Genomic DNA, 16,389 nt, shown 5'->3' with positions numbered 1-16,389 from the left:
GTCAGATTGGTAAAGAGAGGGTACAACAGTGAAGTTTGTGCATTTACAATGTCAAACCGTTTTTAGTTTATTAAAAAGTGCTTGTAAAATTGATGAGCTTGTAGTCAGGGCGAAAGAACTTGGTTTTTCGTCACTCGCTATTACGGACGAAAATGTTATGTATGGCGTTATTCCGTTTTATAAAGCATGTAAGAAACATGGTATACAGCCTATTATCGGCTTAACAGCTTCTATTTTTAGTGAAGAAGAGGAAAAATCTTATCCGCTTGTTTTACTTGCTGAAAATGAAATGGGCTATCAAAATTTATTAAAGATTTCTAGTAGCATTATGACGAAGTCAAAAGAAGGTATTCCGAAAAAGTGGCTTGCCCATTATGCGAAAGGATTAATTGCTATTTCACCAGGTAAAGATGGGGAAATTGAACAATTATTATTAGAAGACAAAGAGAGTCAAGCTGAAGAAGTAGCTCGCATGTATCAAAGTATGTTCGGTAATTTTTATATGAGTTTGCAGCATCATGCGATTCAAGATGAACTGCTCCTGCAAGAGAAATTACCTGTATTTATGAGTAGGATAAATGTTCCAGTCGTTGCGACAAATGATGTACGCTACATCAATCAAAGTGACGCACTTGTTCATGAGTGCTTATTATCTGTTGAAAGTGGAACGAAAATGACTGATCCAGATAGACCAAGGTTGAAAACGGATCAATATTATTTAAAATCATCAGATGAAATGGAAGCACTATTTTCTCACGTAGAAGAAGCGATTTATAACACAGTAGAAATTGCAGAACGTTGCAGAGTAGAAATACCGTTTCATATAAATCAATTACCGAAATTTCCTGTTCCAGCTAACGAGACGAATGATATGTATTTACGCCGCGTTTGTGAAGAAGGTTTGCAGAAACGATATGGTACGCCGAAAGAAGTACATATAAGGCGTTTGAATCATGAATTAACCGTTATTTCTAGTATGGGGTTTAGTGATTATTTCCTCATCGTGTGGGATTTTATGAAGTATGCGCATGAAAATCATATTTTAACAGGACCAGGACGTGGATCGGCAGCTGGCTCACTCGTTTCTTACGTATTAGAAATTACAGATATTGATCCGATTGAATATGATCTATTATTTGAAAGATTTTTAAACCCCGAACGTGTGACACTTCCAGATATTGATATCGATTTTCCAGATATAAGACGTGATGAGATGATTCGATATGTGAAAGATAAATATGGTCAGCTTCGTGTTGCACAAATCGTAACGTTCGGGACGCTTGCAGCGAAAGCGGCAATTAGAGATATTGCGCGTGTAATGGGGCTTCCGCCGCGAGATATTGACATATTCTCAAAACTTATCCCATCAAAGCTCGGTATAACGTTAAAAGATGCATATGAGGAATCGCAATCACTCCGTGAGTTCATACAAGGGAATCTGTTGCATGAGCGTGTGTTTGAAATTGCAAAACGTGTAGAAGGTTTACCACGTCATACGTCTATTCATGCAGCTGGCGTTATTATGAGTCAAGAGCCGTTAACAGGAAGTGTTGCAATTCAAGAAGGGCATAACGATGTGTATGTTACGCAATATCCAGCTGATGCATTAGAAGAACTTGGTTTGTTAAAGATGGATTTTTTAGGATTACGTAATTTAACGTTACTTGAAAATATTATAAAGTTTATCGTGAAAAAGACGGGAACACAAATTGATTTAAGAAATTTACCGCTTCAAGATGAAAAGACGTTCCAATTGTTAGGTAGAGGGGATACAACAGGTGTATTCCAGCTTGAATCAGGTGGTATGCGAAATGTACTTCGCGGGTTAAAACCGAATGAATTTGAAGATATTGTCGCTGTTAACTCGTTATATAGACCAGGACCAATGGAACAAATTCCAACCTTTATTGAATCAAAGCACGGAAAAAGAAAAATTGAATATTTACATCCGGATTTAAAGCCGATTTTAGAAAGAACATACGGTGTAATTGTATACCAAGAACAAATTATGCAAATTGCGTCGAAGTTGGCGGGATTCTCGCTCGGAGAAGCAGATTTATTACGCCGTGCAGTGAGTAAAAAAAATCGTGATATTTTAGATCAGGAACGTAAGCATTTTGTGCAAGGTTGTTTAAAAAACGGTTATGACGAGACATCCGCGGAGAAAATTTACGATTTGATTGTAAGATTTGCGAATTACGGTTTTAACCGAAGTCACGCCGTAGCCTACAGTATGATTGGATATCAGCTTGCCTACTTAAAAGCGAATTATACGTTGGAATTCATGACGGCACTATTATCAAGTGCAATTGGAAATGAAGATAAGATTGTGCAGTATATACGCGAAACGAAGCGAAAAGGTTTTCATGTTTTGCCGCCGTCTCTTCAGAGAAGTGGTTACGATTTCCAAATAGAAGGCAATGCGATACGTTACAGCTTACTTTCCATTCGAAACATCGGAATGGCTACAGTGACAGCATTACTCGAAGAACGAGAGAAAAAAATGTTTGAAGATTTATTTGAATTTTGTCTTCGCATGCCATCAAAGTTTGTAACAGAGCGAAATTTAGAGGCGTTCGTCTGGTCTGGATGTTTTGATGATTTTGGTGTTTCGAGAACAAATTTATGGAAAAGCCTTAAAGGAGCGTTAGAGTACGCAAATCTTGCACGTGATTTAGGAGATGCTGTTCCAAAATCAAAATACGTACAAGGAGAAGAGCTCTCTTTTATTGAACAGTTAAATAAGGAGAAGGAAGCACTAGGTTTTTATTTATCAAGCTATCCGACAGCGCAGTATGTGAAGTTAGCGAAAGAATTAGAAATTCCATCTCTTGCTCAGGCGATGCGACATAAGAAAAAAGTACAAAGGGCTATCGTGTATATAACAAGCGTGAGAGTGATTCGTACGAAAAAGTTGCAAAAGATGGCGTTTATTACATTTTGTGATCAAAATGATGAAATGGAAGCAGTTCTTTTCCCTGAAACGTATATACATTTCTCAGATAAGTTACAAGAAGGAGCAATTGTTTTAGTTGACGGCATGATTGAGCTAAGAAATCATAAGTTACAATGGATTGTAAATGGACTATATCCATTAGAAGAAATGGATGTGTATGAAGAAAAGAAAGACGCATCTGTTTACGTGAAATTGCCGTCTCAGTATGAGAAAAAGCTTTTAAATCAGGTTACTAAAATATTGTTTGACTATTCAGGTTTTGCGAAAGTACTAATTTATTATGAAAAGGAACATAAAATGGTACAATTATCTCGAAGTTTATCGATTCATCCAAGTGAAGAATGTTTAGGAGCACTTCGTGAAATTGTCGGGGAAGAAAATGTGGTTGTGAAAATATAATGGACAATTTCCCTACACTTCGATTATTATAGTAGTAGTGTTCGTGGTCAGACCACTTGGAGAAATTGATATCAGCTAGAATAATTTGAGGAGAGTGGATAGTTTGTCAACACTTCGTGAAGAAGCACTTCACATGCATAAAGTGCATCAAGGAAAATTAGAAACTGTATCAAAAGTAAAAGTAGAAAATGCAAAAGATTTAAGTCTTGCATATTCTCCAGGGGTTGCAGAACCTTGTAAAGAAATTTATGACGATAAAAGTAAGGTATATGAATATACGATGAAGGGAAATATGGTAGCAGTTGTGACAGATGGCACGGCTGTACTTGGTCTTGGTAACATTGGACCTGAAGCATCTCTTCCAGTAATGGAAGGTAAAGCTGTATTATTCAAGAGCTTTGCTGGTGTAGATGCATTCCCAATTGCCTTAAATACAAACGATGTAGATAAAATTGTTGAAACTGTAAAATTAATGGAGCCAACTTTTGGCGGCGTTAACTTAGAGGATATCGCAGCACCAAACTGCTTCATTATTGAAGAACGTTTGAAAAAAGAAACAAATATTCCTATCTTCCATGATGATCAACACGGAACAGCTATCGTAACAGTAGCAGGTCTTGTGAACGCGCTAAAATTAGTTGGAAAGAAAATGTCTGACATTAAAGTTGTCGCAAATGGCGCAGGTGCAGCAGGTATTGCAATTATTAAACTTTTATATCGCTATGGTGTACGCGACATTATTATGTGTGACCGTAAAGGCGCAATCTATGATGGTCGTCCTACAGGTATGAATCCGGTGAAGGATGAAGTTGCAAAATATACAAATAAGAATCGTATCGAAGGTTCTTTAGCTGACGTTGTACAAGGTGCGGACGTATTCATTGGTGTATCTGCAGAAGGTGCATTAACAGAAGAGATGGTTCGTACAATGAATGACGATGCAATTATTTTTGCAATGGCGAATCCAGTTCCAGAAATTATGCCAGAATTGGCAAAAGCAGCGGGCGCAGCTGTTGTTGGAACGGGTCGTTCTGACTTCGCGAACCAAGTAAATAATGTACTAGCGTTCCCTGGTATTTTCCGTGGTGCACTTGACGTACATGCGACACAAATTAACGAAGAAATGAAGATGGCAGCTGTACAGGCTATTGCTGAGCTTGTAGCAGAAGATGAGTTGAATGCAGACTATATCATTCCGGCACCGTTTGACGCGCGTGTAGCGCCTCAAGTGGCAGCTTACGTTGCGAAAGCTGCAATGGAGACAGGAGTAGCTCGCCGTCAAGTAGATCCAAATGAGATTGCTGAGAAAACAAAACAATTAGCGCTGATTGGTAAAGAATAAGCGAGGAATTTCCATTGACATCATCAAATACAAAAGTATATCTCGAAATTGTAAAAAAAATCCGTTCCATTATGGAAGAAGATGGATTGGTGGCAGGGGATCGTTTGCCGTCTGAGCGTGAGTTAAGTTCACGTTTAAACGTAGGGCGTTCCTCTGTAAGAGAAGCATTGCGTGCTTTAGAACTGGTAGGATTGATTGAAACGAGACGTGGTGAAGGGACGTTTATTCGAAACTTTTACGATAACGGTCTTGTACAATTGATTGCGCCGTTCTTACTGCAAGATGAGAAAACAATTCGTGATTTATTACAAACAAAACGATTGCTTGAGAAAGATATGATTCGAATTGTATGTAATTTGCCGAAAGAAACGTTTTCTAAAGTGCTAAGAAAATTAAATCAAGTGCTTGAAGAAAATGAAAATTCAATTCCGATGCTTCATCAAACGTTCTTTAAAACACTCATTGAACAAGTCGATAATTATTTACTATATCGCATTTGGATGATCGTAAATGATTACGTATCAACTCTTTCTTGTGAAGTTTCAGGAGATTCTATCGATATGTATAGAAAGCTTTATGCTACTTTGGAAGAAAAACAAGAAAATGATGCACTAAAAATTTACGATGAATTAGTAGAGAATATACAGTTTCACTCGTAATGTATAAAATTTGTCGAAATGACCATGACACGTTATGACAAACATTCTATCGCGTAGCGGTTAAAGTTAAACGTAAAGAGTGAGGTTATTAGACAGATTGAGAAGATAAGGCTAACATCAAACTTTGGTGTTAGCCCAATTTTCTTCTTGCGCTAACCTTAGCTCTCAACGAAGGGGGTCAAATTGTGCTAAGAGATTTATTCGTGAAAAAGAAAAAGTACGCTGCAATACCTTCAGAACAAGTACGAAAAGATGTACCAGATGGCGTTATGACAAAATGTCCGAAATGTAAAAAAATCATGTATACGAAAGAGCTTCTAAAAAATTTAAAAGTATGTGTGAATTGTGGATATCATCATCCTATGAATGCATGGGAACGTCTTGATAGTATATTGGATGAAGGGTCATTCCGTGAGTATGACAAAGAAATGGTTTCATTAAATCCACTCGAGTTTCCAGGATACGAAGAGAAACTAGAGAGCGATCGTAAGAAGACTAAATTGAACGAAGCGGTTGTAACTGGTGAAGGAACAATTGATGACATGCTTGTTGTTGTTGCAGTAATGGATTCTCGTTTTCGAATGGGCAGCATGGGCTCTGTTGTAGGAGAGAAAATTGCCCGTGCAGTTGAAAAAGCATACGACTTACAAGTTCCATTTATTATCTTTACTGCGTCGGGTGGTGCCCGTATGCAAGAAGGGATATTAAGTTTAATGCAAATGGCAAAAACAAGCGTAGCTTTGAAAAAGCATAGTAATGCAGGAGGGTTATTTATTTCTGTTATGACTCACCCAACGACGGGCGGGGTTTCAGCGAGTTTCGCTTCACTTGGTGATTACAATCTTGCAGAGCCAGGTGCACTTATCGGATTTGCTGGTAGACGTGTAATTGAACAAACAGTGCGTGAAAAACTACCGGAAGATTTCCAAACGGCAGAATTTTTATTAGAGCACGGTCAATTAGATGCGGTTGTGCATCGTGATGATATGAGAGAATCGCTCCGTAAGATTTTAGAAGTTCATCAAGGAGGGGAAATGGCTGTATGGCAGAGCTAGAATTTGAGAAACCAGTTGTTGAGCTAAGAAATAAGATTCGTGAACTGAAAGACTATACGAAAAACAGCCAGATGGACTTCAGTGAGGAGATTCGTATTTTGGAAGACAAGCTAGAAAAATTAGAGGAAGATATATACGGCAATATGAAAGTATGGGACCGTGTTCAAATTGCTCGTCATGCAGAACGACCGACAACGCTCGATTATATTGAGCACTTATTTACTAATTTTTTTGAATGTCATGGAGATCGCCTATTTGGCGACGATGCAGCGATTGTCGGCGGCATTGCGAAATATAAGGGGATGCCTGTAACTGTAATTGGGCACCAACGCGGAAAAGATACGAAAGAAAATATTCGTCGTAATTTTGGGATGCCTCATCCAGAAGGATATCGAAAAGCACTGCGTCTAATGAAACAAGCGGAAAAGTTTAATCGTCCTATTATTTGTTTCATCGATACGAAGGGAGCTTACCCTGGTAAAGCAGCTGAAGAACGTGGACAAAGTGAGGCGATTGCCCGTAATTTATTTGAAATGGCGGGTTTAACTGTCCCTGTTATTTGTATTGTTATCGGTGAAGGTGGTAGTGGTGGTGCGTTAGGTCTTGGAGTAGGCGATTACATTCATATGCTGGAAAATTCCACGTATTCTGTTATTACACCAGAGGGTGCGGCGGCAATTCTTTGGAAAGACGCTAGTAAAGCAAAAGAAGCTGCAGAAGCGATGAAAATTACAGCATTAGATTTGAAAGAATTAGGTGTAATTGACGAAATTATTCCAGAGGCAAAAGGCGGAGCGCATCGTAATATTTTAAAACAATCAGAAAATATAGATTTAATGCTTAAGAAAACTTTTGAACAATTAAGCGGAATTTCGAAAGATGAATTAATCGAAAAACGTTATGAAAAATATATGAAAATTGGGCAAGTTTCGTTTTCAAACGCTTCCATTGGGATAAAATAATAAAAGCGTGCGTTCCTCTTCGCGAATGCACGTTTTTATTATGAAAAGACACATCTTCTCCATTGTGTTTTTATATTTTTTCGTGTTATTTTATTATAAGGCAAATAATCTTTATGAGGTGAGTACAAATGAAACGTATTGGTGTATTAACAAGTGGTGGAGATTCACCTGGTATGAATGCTGCCATTCGTGCAGTTGTTCGTAAAGCGATTTTCCATGATATTGAAGTATATGGTATTTACCATGGATACGCTGGTTTAATTTCTGGTCATATTGAAAAATTAGAACTTGGTTCTGTTGGCGATATTATCCACCGTGGTGGTACGAAATTATATACAGCAAGATGTCCTGAGTTTAAAGATCCAGAAGTACGACTAAAAGGTATCGAGCAATTAAAGAAACACGGTATCGAAGGACTTGTTGTTATTGGTGGAGATGGCTCTTACCAAGGTGCTAAAAAATTAACTGAACAAGGATTCCCATGTGTTGGTGTACCAGGTACAATTGACAATGATATTCCTGGAACAGACTTCACAATTGGTTTCGATACAGCTTTAAATACTGTTATTGATGCAATTGATAAAATTCGTGACACAGCTACATCTCATGAACGTACATATGTTATCGAAGTAATGGGACGTCATGCTGGAGATATCGCATTATGGGCTGGTTTAGCTGATGGTGCCGAAACAATCTTAATTCCAGAAGAAGAGTATGACATGGAAGATGTTATTGCTCGTCTGAAGCGCGGTAGTGAACGTGGCAAAAAACACAGTATTATCATTGTGGCTGAAGGTGTTGGAAGTGCAATTGACATCGGTAAGCACATTGAAGAAGCAACAAACTTTGATACTCGTGTAACTGTATTAGGTCACGTACAACGTGGTGGATCACCAAGTGCACAAGACCGTGTATTAGCAAGTCGTCTTGGCGCAAGAGCAGTTGAATTATTAATTGCTGGTAGAGGTGGACGTTGTGTAGGTATTCAAGATAATAAACTTGTTGATCATGATATTATCGAAGCGTTAGCTCAAAAGCATACAATCGATAAAGATATGTATCAATTATCTAAAGAATTATCCATCTAATCGGCTTAATGTCGGATATTTGGGAACGGTTTCATAATTTTCGGAGGTGCAATATGCGTAAAACTAAAATTGTATGTACTATAGGTCCTGCTAGTGAAAGTATTGAGAAATTAGAACAATTAATCGAAGCAGGTATGAACGTTGCTCGTTTAAACTTCTCTCATGGTAGCCATGAAGAGCACGGCGCTCGTATTAAAAACATTCGTGAAGCTTCAAAGAAAACTGGTAAAACAGTTGGTATTTTACTTGATACAAAAGGTCCAGAAATCCGTACTCACGACTTCGTAGACGGACAAGCTGAGCTTGTAACAGGTGCGGAAGTAGTTCTTTCTACTGAGCAAGTATTAGGTACTGCAGAGAAGTTCTCTGTATCTTATGCTGGTCTTTATGACGATGTAGACCCAGGTTCTCGTATTCTAATCGATGACGGTCTTATCGAACTAGAAGTAATCGAAAAAGCTGACGGAAACATCCGTACAAAAGTTTTAAACAGCGGAACTGTAAAAAATAAAAAAGGTGTTAACGTACCAAACGTAAGCATTAAGCTTCCTGGTATCACTGAAAAAGACGTAAAAGATATCGTTTTCGGTATCGAGCAAAAAGTTGATTTCATCGCAGCTTCATTCGTACGTAAAGCATCTGACGTATTAGAAATCCGTGAATTATTAGAAGGGCATAACGCTCAATACATCCAAATCGTACCGAAAATCGAAAACCAAGAGGGTATCGATAACATCGATTCAATCTTAGAAGTTTCTGACGGTTTAATGGTAGCTCGTGGTGATATGGGTGTAGAAATTCCGCCAGAAGAAGTACCATTAGTACAAAAACGTCTAATCAAAAAATGTAACGTGTTAGGTAAACCGGTTATTACTGCGACACAAATGTTAGATTCTATGCAACGTAACCCACGTCCAACTCGTGCAGAAGCAAGTGACGTAGCTAACGCGATCTTCGATGGTACAGATGCAATCATGCTTTCAGGTGAAACAGCTGCTGGTCAATACCCAGTAGAAGCAGTAACAATGATGGCTAACATTGCAGTACGTGTTGAAAAATCATTACAATATGAAGATATGTTCAAAAAACGTATTAAAGAGTTCACTCCAACAATCACAGATGCAATTAGCCAATCTGTTGCGCATACAGCACTTGCTCTTGATGTAGCTGCAATCGTAGCTCCAACAGAAAGTGGACATACTGCGAAAATGATCTCTAAATACCGTCCGAAATCTCCAATCGTAGCTGTAACATCTGACGAGCAAGTAGGACGTCGTCTTGCACTTGTTTGGGGTGTACAAGCATTTATGGCTGGAAAACGTGCAGCGTCTACTGACGAAATGTTAGATACTGCAATTCAAACAGGTATGGATGCAGGTCTAATTGGACTTGGAGACACTGTAGTAATCACTGCTGGTGTTCCAGTTGCTGAAACTGGTACAACAAACTTAATGAAAATCCATGTTGTTGGTGAAGAAGTTGCGAAAGGACAAGGAATCGGTCGTAAAGCTGCAAAAGGTAAAGTAGTTGTAGCGAAAACAGCTGCTGAAGCTGTAGCGAACGTAAACAAAGGTGATATCCTTGTTACAACAAGCACTGATAAAGATATGATTCCTGCAATCGAAAAAGCTGCTGCTCTAGTTGTAGAAGAAGGCGGTCTAACAAGCCATGCGGCTGTTGTAGGTGTATCAATCGGTATTCCTGTTATCGTTGGTGTAAACGGCGTAACAGCAACTTTAAAAAATGGCCAAGAAGTAACAGTTGATGCAGCACGCGGAATTGTTTATAATGGACATGCGGAAGTGCTATAAGTAATATGAAGAGAAGGATCGGAGTCCTTCTCTTTTTTTTACACAAAAACGAGGTGGAATCAGCTTGAAACGCCTGGAATTGGGTTTAGAAGCCGTTTGTTACGAGGTTCAATAGGGAAAGGTGTTTAGTTTTTGTGTAGCGTATACGGGCGTTATGGGTTCGTTTAAAGTGATGCGTGAGAGGAGTGTAGAACTATGAAGTGGTTACTATTCTTGTTTATTTTAATACCGGCGATTGAGATTACAGTCTTAATTGGATCGAGTCATGTAATAGGTTTATGGTCTACGTTCGCTATGATTGTATTTACGGGTGTTGTAGGTGTCTATTTGGCGAAAAGACAAGGATTTAAAGTACTTGGAGAGATTCAATCTAAGTTGAATAGAGGAGAAATGCCAGGAGGAGCGGTACTGGATGGTATTTTTATCTTTGTAGGAGGTATTCTTTTGGTACTTCCTGGATACGTAACGGATATAATGGGTTTGATCTTCGTTATCCCTATGACGAGGGCTTTGTTGAAGCCATTTGTTATGAAGTGGATGGAATGGAAGTTTAGAAAGAGTTCTACTATTATTGTGCAGAAATAGTGCTTAGATTATAGCGATCTAAGCACTATTTTTTTTGCCCGCAAAAGGATGGCGGATGGATGAAGTTCTGTTAATTAAAGTTTTGCTGTATCATGCCTTAAAATTTGGTGAATGCGAAGGAGTTAAGTGGAAATCGGACTGCTCATACTAATCCGGTTGGTGAAAGTTAATAATCGTAGTTTTGCTTTATTATATTTGCTGTGTATTTTTCGGTTGGATATGTAGGTAGTTCTTACTGAGTATACTGTAGGGAAATTCATATGAACTCAAGCTGGTTTTTGTATATTTATTCATTTACATAAAAAGTAATAAATGTAAGTAATAATTATAGGGATAATAGAATAAATATGTAAAAATACCTCGAAATATGCGTTTTTCATGCAAAAAAACAAGAGTATTATCCTTTTTCTGGGGCAATTCTCTCGTTGTATGTAATGAGTGTAAAAAATAAGTACAAGGAATAATCAGTGGGAATTTCCCACTGATTACATGTAAGTTTTTTGTTGTATATGAATTAGAAACTATTATTTTGAAGGTGTGCCTTTAATATATTTCCACAAATCATGGAATACACGAGCTTTGTGCAATGTATTAAGTAGTACTAAGGTGACTGGACCGATGATTAATCCTAAAAAGCCAAAAAGCTTAAAGCCGACAAATAGAGCGATCAGTGTTGCTAATGGATCGAGGCCGATATTAGATGAGAGTACTTTAGGCTCCATAATTTGTCTTTGGACAATCACGACGATGTATAAGATGAGAAGACCGATGGCGAAAGCAGTGTCGCCAGTGAAAAATACGTATATAACCCAAGGAACGAAGACGGCGCCGGTTCCTAAATATGGGAGTAAATCTACAACCCCTGTAATAATCGCGATAGTAATGGCGTATGGTACGCGTAATATTAAAAGTCCGATTAGTACAATAACAGTTGTCATAGATACGAGTGTAAGTTGCGCTTTAACAAAACCAAATAAAGCTTTTCTTAAATCGACAAAAATAGTTTTTCCATAGCCATGAACACGATTCGGCAAAAATTTTCTTACTTTCTGAGCAAGACGGTGCCAATCGTAACTAATGAAGAAAGTGGCTAATAAAACGAATACAAGGACAGTTAAAGTTGTTGGTAATGCACTAATGAAATTTGTTAACCCGCTTATAATAGCAGTTAAAAGTTCTTTCATTTGCGTCGTTGCTTCGGTTCCTAAGTTTTGAATGTTTTGTGTAATCGTATAGCGCTGTGGTTCCCCAAGATGATTAAATTTAGAAATTAAATCATCATAGAGAGGCATAATATGATTAAGTGCAAATTGCTCTGCGAATTTAACGATATCCGGAAACTTTACTGTAACAAGTTGTAGTAAGTATGTTGTGGCAGATATTGCTTCTGTTACAAGATATGTAACGAGTCCAACGATAGCTCCAAATACGAGAATTAAGCTAACGAGTACTGCTAGTGCGCGAGGAAATTGTAGTTTTTGATTAAGGAAATTGACGACAGGATTAATCAAATAAGCAAATGCGAAAGCGATAATAAAAGGGTAGATAAGTCCTGACATATATAGTAATGCATAGAACCCGGCTACCGTTGCTACAATGACAAATATGAGTCGCAATATCATATATAGTAAGTTTCGGTTCAAAGATGTATACCTCCCATTCCAATTTGGATTATCCTAATTCGTTCAACTTATAACGAGTGTGCTGCACTGATTAAAGTTTCACTTTATGTTATAGTGGAATGATGGATTTTTCCTGCTTTTTCAGTACATGAGTGACTGTAAAAGCTTGGTGTTGATGCTTCTACTATATGGTAAAAACTTCATTTTCTCTTCTTTTTATTTTACCTGTTTCTTATTAGAAAAGAAAGGAGAGACAATCGTTTTCAAAAATGTATACATGCTTAAATTTTTGATGATGAAAGTCTCAGTTTGTCAGTTTAAAATACATAAAAAATGAAGTGGTTATTGTTGAATATACATCGATATAGCATGTATAACGATAGGTTTAAAGGTATTTTTGTTTGGAAATGAGTTCATTATTTTCAGAAAGGAAGTGCAAACATGATTAGTCAGTCAACGTTATTTTTATTCATACTACTTATTATAGGACTTGTTGCTAAAAACCAATCGCTTACTGTAGCTATTGGTGTGTTATTTTTATTGAAATTTACGTTTCTAGGAGATAAAGTCTTTCCTTATCTACAAACGAAAGGGATTAACCTCGGTGTAACGGTTATTACAATAGCAGTACTCGTACCGATTGCAACGGGGGAAATAGGTTTTAAACAACTTGGAGAAGCGGCGAAATCGTATTATGCATGGATTGCTTTAGCTTCAGGGGTAGCGGTTGCTTTGTTAGCGAAAGGCGGCGTACAATTATTGACGACGGATCCTCATATTACAACTGCGCTCGTTTTCGGGACAATTATAGCGGTTGCTTTATTTAATGGAGTTGCTGTAGGTCCATTAATTGGGGCTGGAATTGCCTATGCAGTTATGAGTATTATACAGATGTTTAAATGAGGAATTTTATAGTAATATAAAAATTTTGAATTCTTTCTGTTCACAAAAGTCAGATAATTGTTTATAATAGGATTAGAAACTTTGAAAAGTTACATAACAGCAGAGACTTTACACCAGATAAAATAAAAACAACATAAAACAATTTTATAATGATATTGTTTTATGTTGTTTTTATCATAAAACTCTTCGGAATTAATTTTCCTCACTAACTTGTTGTTTTGAGCGTGAGGATTCGGGGAGACATTCACGCTCATGCTTTCCATGTAGACAATGGACATAAGAGGGGAACATCGCAATAAATTTGCATGATCGTGCATTTTGCTTGCCTAAAGAGTGAACGGGCGTTCATAATTCAAAAGGGGAGCAAATAGATATAAGGAGCAAGGTTGGGAGAATTTTCAGGAAAAGGAGAGAATGTCATGACTGTTATTCGAGGTTTAGAAGGGGTAGTAGCAACAACATCATCTGTGAGCTCTATTATTGATGATACATTAACTTATGTTGGGTATAATATTGATGATTTAGCTGAGAATGCTACATTTGAAGAAGTAGTGTACTTATTATGGCATCGCAAGCTTCCTAATGAACAAGAACTAGCGAAATTTAAAGAGACTGTATCGGAATACTATAAAGTTCCAGGTGAGATTTTAACATATTTGAAACAAGTAGATTTAAAAATCGCACATCCGATGTCTGTTTTACGAACTGCAATTTCCATGCTATCATTATACGATGAGAGCGCTGAAATTATGGATGAAAACTCCAATTATTTGAAAGCGGTTAAATTACAGGCTCAAGTGGGAACTTTAGTTGCTGCTTATGCAAGAATTCGTAAAGGTTTAGATGTTGTTGAGCCTAGAAACGATTTATCATTAGCTGCAAACTTCTTGTACATGTTAAATGATCGCGAGCCAAATGAAGTTGAAATTGAAGCTTTTGATAAGGCGCTTGTACTTCACGCAGATCATGAGTTAAACGCTTCTACATTTACTGCACGCGTTTGTGTAGCTACACTTTCAGATGTATATTCTGGTATTACAGCAGCAATCGGTGCGTTAAAAGGTCCTCTTCACGGCGGGGCAAATGAAAATGTAATGAAGATGCTAACTGAAATTGGCGAAGAAGAAAATGTAGAATCATATATTCATAATGCTCTTCAAAATAAAGTGAAAATCATGGGCTTTGGCCACCGTGTATATGAGCAGGGTGATCCGCGTGCAAAACATTTACGCGAAATGTCTAAGAGATTATGCGTGCTTTTAGGAGAAAACAAATGGTATAATATGTCTATCAAAATTGAAGACATTGTAACAAAAGAAAAAGGTCTTCCGCCAAATGTTGATTTCTATTCAGCTTCTGTATACCATTGTTTAGGAATTGACCATGACTTATTTACACCTATTTTTGCAATTAGCCGTATGTCAGGCTGGTTAGCTCATATTCTAGAACAATATGAAAACAACCGTTTAATCCGTCCACGTGCTGATTATAATGGACCAACACATCAAGTGTACGTTCCAATTGCACAACGATAAGCAAAAAATACTATTTTGATAGTGAAAATACGCTTTCAAAAGTCTGATTTTTTCGGAAAGACGTAATGATTAGAATATTTTAATTTAAATAACGGTTTGAACTGAGGGGTTATTCCCTCAGTTTCATACATATGAAATTTCAAACATGGGGGTTATCACATTGACGACAGGTGAAAAAATTACTGTAACTAATGGTGTTATGAATGTACCAAACAATCCGATTATTCCATTTATCGAAGGAGATGGAATTGGTCCTGATATTTGGGCAGCTGCATCTCGTGTACTAGAAGCAGCAGTTGAAAAAGCTTATGATGGTGAGAAGAAAATCGTTTGGAAAGAAGTGCTTGCAGGGGAAAAAGCATTCAACCAAACAGGCGAGTGGTTACCAGAAGAAACTTTAAATTTAATCCGTGAATATTTAATCGCGATTAAAGGTCCACTTACAACTCCAGTTGGCGGTGGTATTCGTTCTCTAAACGTAGCACTTCGTCAAGAATTAGATTTATATGTATGTCTACGTCCAGTTCGTTATTTTGATGGTGTTCCTTCACCTGTAAAACGTCCGGAAGATACTGATATGGTTATTTTCCGTGAGAATACAGAAGACATTTATGCTGGAATTGAATATGCACAAGGATCTCCGGAAGCAGAAAAAGTCCTTGCTTTCTTAAAAGAAGCAATGGGTGTTAATAAAATCCGCTTCCCAGAAACATCTGGTATTGGTATTAAACCAATCTCAGAAGAAGGGACAAAGCGTCTTGTTCGTGCTGCAATTCAATATGCAATTAACGAAAAGCGTTCTTCTGTTACATTAGTTCATAAAGGAAACATTATGAAATTTACAGAAGGTGCTTTCAAAAACTGGGGTTACGAAGTAGCGGAACAAGAATTCGGCGATAAAGTATTTACTTGGGCTGAATATGATCGTATCGTTGAGAAAGATGGTAAAGATGCAGCGAATAAAGCGATGGCAGACGCTGAAGTGGCTGGAAAAATCATCGTAAAAGATTCTATTGCAGACATCTTCTTACAACAAATTTTAACTCGTCCACGTGAGTTCGATGTTGTTGCAACAATGAACTTAAACGGAGACTACATCTCTGATGCACTTGCTGCACAAGTAGGTGGAATTGGTATTGCACCTGGTGCAAACATTAACTATGTGACTGGACATGCTATCTTTGAAGCTACACATGGTACAGCTCCAAAATATGCAGGTTTAGATAAAGTAAACCCATCTTCAGTTCTTCTTTCTGGTGTATTATTATTAGAGCACTTAGGATGGAACGAAGCTGCGAATTTAGTAACTGATTCAGTTGAGAAAACAATTGCTTCAAAAGTAGTAACTTATGATTTCGCACGCTTAATGGAAGGTGCAACAGAAGTGAAATGTTCTGAGTTCGCTAATGAACTTATTAAAAATATGGATGTAGCGATAATCAAAAACGCATAATTAAAGCGGGGGGTAAATT

General features: G+C 37.5%; 12 protein-coding genes. 11 read left to right on the top strand and 1 reads right to left on the bottom strand.

The window, feature by feature from the left end; genetic code table 11:
• Nucleotides 1–28 precede the first annotated feature (28 nt).
• The 8 genes from dnaE (at nt 29) to DN393_RS15435 (ending at nt 10,857) form a co-directional block, all read left to right on the top strand.
• A complete protein-coding gene (dnaE, locus tag DN393_RS15470) occupies nt 29–3,355 on the top strand; it encodes a DNA polymerase III subunit alpha (RefSeq protein ID WP_064474604.1) in 3,327 nt (1,108 codons plus the stop codon).
• 133 nt (nt 3,356–3,488) lie between these two features.
• Complete coding sequence (gene ystJ, locus DN393_RS15465; protein WP_161796084.1) at nt 3,489–4,697, top strand: NADP-dependent malic enzyme; 1,209 nt, start codon at nt 3,489–3,491, stop codon at nt 4,695–4,697.
• A 14-nt stretch (nt 4,698–4,711) separates the two neighbouring features.
• Nucleotides 4,712–5,356: a FadR/GntR family transcriptional regulator gene (locus DN393_RS15460; RefSeq protein WP_000204434.1), complete on the top strand. Its 645-nt coding sequence runs from the start codon at nt 4,712–4,714 to the stop codon at nt 5,354–5,356.
• 185 nt (nt 5,357–5,541) lie between these two features.
• The gene (accD, locus tag DN393_RS15455; RefSeq protein ID WP_000942866.1) at nt 5,542–6,411 is read left to right on the top strand and encodes an acetyl-CoA carboxylase, carboxyltransferase subunit beta; all 870 of its coding nucleotides are present in this window, start codon (nt 5,542–5,544) and stop codon (nt 6,409–6,411) included.
• Entirely contained in the window at nt 6,399–7,373 is a 975-nt protein-coding gene (gene accA, locus DN393_RS15450) for an acetyl-CoA carboxylase carboxyl transferase subunit alpha (RefSeq protein WP_064474605.1), read from the top strand. The genes accD and accA overlap by 13 nt, the downstream gene beginning before the upstream one ends.
• A gap of 128 nt (nt 7,374–7,501) precedes the next feature.
• Nucleotides 7,502–8,461 (top strand): 6-phosphofructokinase, encoded by a 960-nt coding sequence (pfkA, locus tag DN393_RS15445; protein ID WP_000821162.1) that lies wholly within the window; start codon nt 7,502–7,504, stop codon nt 8,459–8,461.
• 53 nt (nt 8,462–8,514) lie between these two features.
• Nucleotides 8,515–10,272 (top strand): pyruvate kinase, encoded by a 1,758-nt coding sequence (gene pyk / locus DN393_RS15440; RefSeq protein WP_001232679.1) that lies wholly within the window; start codon nt 8,515–8,517, stop codon nt 10,270–10,272.
• 195 nt (nt 10,273–10,467) lie between these two features.
• A complete protein-coding gene (locus DN393_RS15435) occupies nt 10,468–10,857 on the top strand; it encodes an FxsA family protein (protein WP_064474606.1) in 390 nt (129 codons plus the stop codon).
• 524 nt (nt 10,858–11,381) lie between these two features.
• Here DN393_RS15435 and ytvI read toward each other — a convergent pair.
• Complete coding sequence (gene ytvI / locus DN393_RS15430) at nt 11,382–12,500, bottom strand: sporulation integral membrane protein YtvI (RefSeq protein ID WP_088048028.1); 1,119 nt, start codon at nt 12,498–12,500, stop codon at nt 11,382–11,384.
• Between the two features lie 420 nt (nt 12,501–12,920).
• On the opposite strand from ytvI, the gene DN393_RS15425 reads away from it, so the two are divergent.
• The 3 genes from DN393_RS15425 (at nt 12,921) to icd (ending at nt 16,370) form a co-directional block, all read left to right on the top strand.
• Nucleotides 12,921–13,382: a DUF441 domain-containing protein gene (locus DN393_RS15425; RefSeq protein WP_000625511.1), complete on the top strand. Its 462-nt coding sequence runs from the start codon at nt 12,921–12,923 to the stop codon at nt 13,380–13,382.
• 386 nt (nt 13,383–13,768) lie between these two features.
• Nucleotides 13,769–14,917 carry a citrate synthase gene (gene citZ / locus DN393_RS15415; RefSeq protein WP_002073260.1) on the top strand — a complete coding sequence of 383 codons (1,149 nt, stop codon included), beginning with the start codon at nt 13,769–13,771 and terminating at the stop codon, nt 14,915–14,917.
• Between the two features lie 160 nt (nt 14,918–15,077).
• Nucleotides 15,078–16,370, top strand: coding sequence for an NADP-dependent isocitrate dehydrogenase (gene icd, locus DN393_RS15410; RefSeq protein ID WP_064474608.1), 1,293 nt, complete (start codon nt 15,078–15,080; stop codon nt 16,368–16,370).
• The last annotated feature ends 19 nt before the right edge of the window (nt 16,371–16,389 follow it).

The organism is Bacillus sp. BPN334 (assembly GCF_008368885.1).
GTDB classification, from domain to species: domain Bacteria; phylum Bacillota; class Bacilli; order Bacillales; family Bacillaceae_G; genus Bacillus_A; species Bacillus_A wiedmannii.
This window is presented reverse-complemented; position numbering and strand designations above follow the sequence as displayed.

What these genes read in the sequence shown, in the direction of transcription:
- ystJ (WP_161796084.1), top strand. Translation starts at nt 3,489, where the DNA reads ATGCATAAAGTGCATCAAGGAAAATTAGAAACTGTATCAAAAGTAAAA.
- accA (WP_064474605.1), top strand. Translation starts at nt 6,399, where the DNA reads ATGGCAGAGCTAGAATTTGAGAAACCAGTTGTTGAGCTAAGAAATAAG.
- pfkA (WP_000821162.1), top strand. Translation starts at nt 7,502, where the DNA reads ATGAAACGTATTGGTGTATTAACAAGTGGTGGAGATTCACCTGGTATG.
- pyk (WP_001232679.1), top strand. Translation starts at nt 8,515, where the DNA reads ATGCGTAAAACTAAAATTGTATGTACTATAGGTCCTGCTAGTGAAAGT.
- DN393_RS15435 (WP_064474606.1), top strand. Translation starts at nt 10,468, where the DNA reads ATGAAGTGGTTACTATTCTTGTTTATTTTAATACCGGCGATTGAGATT.
- DN393_RS15425 (WP_000625511.1), top strand. Translation starts at nt 12,921, where the DNA reads ATGATTAGTCAGTCAACGTTATTTTTATTCATACTACTTATTATAGGA.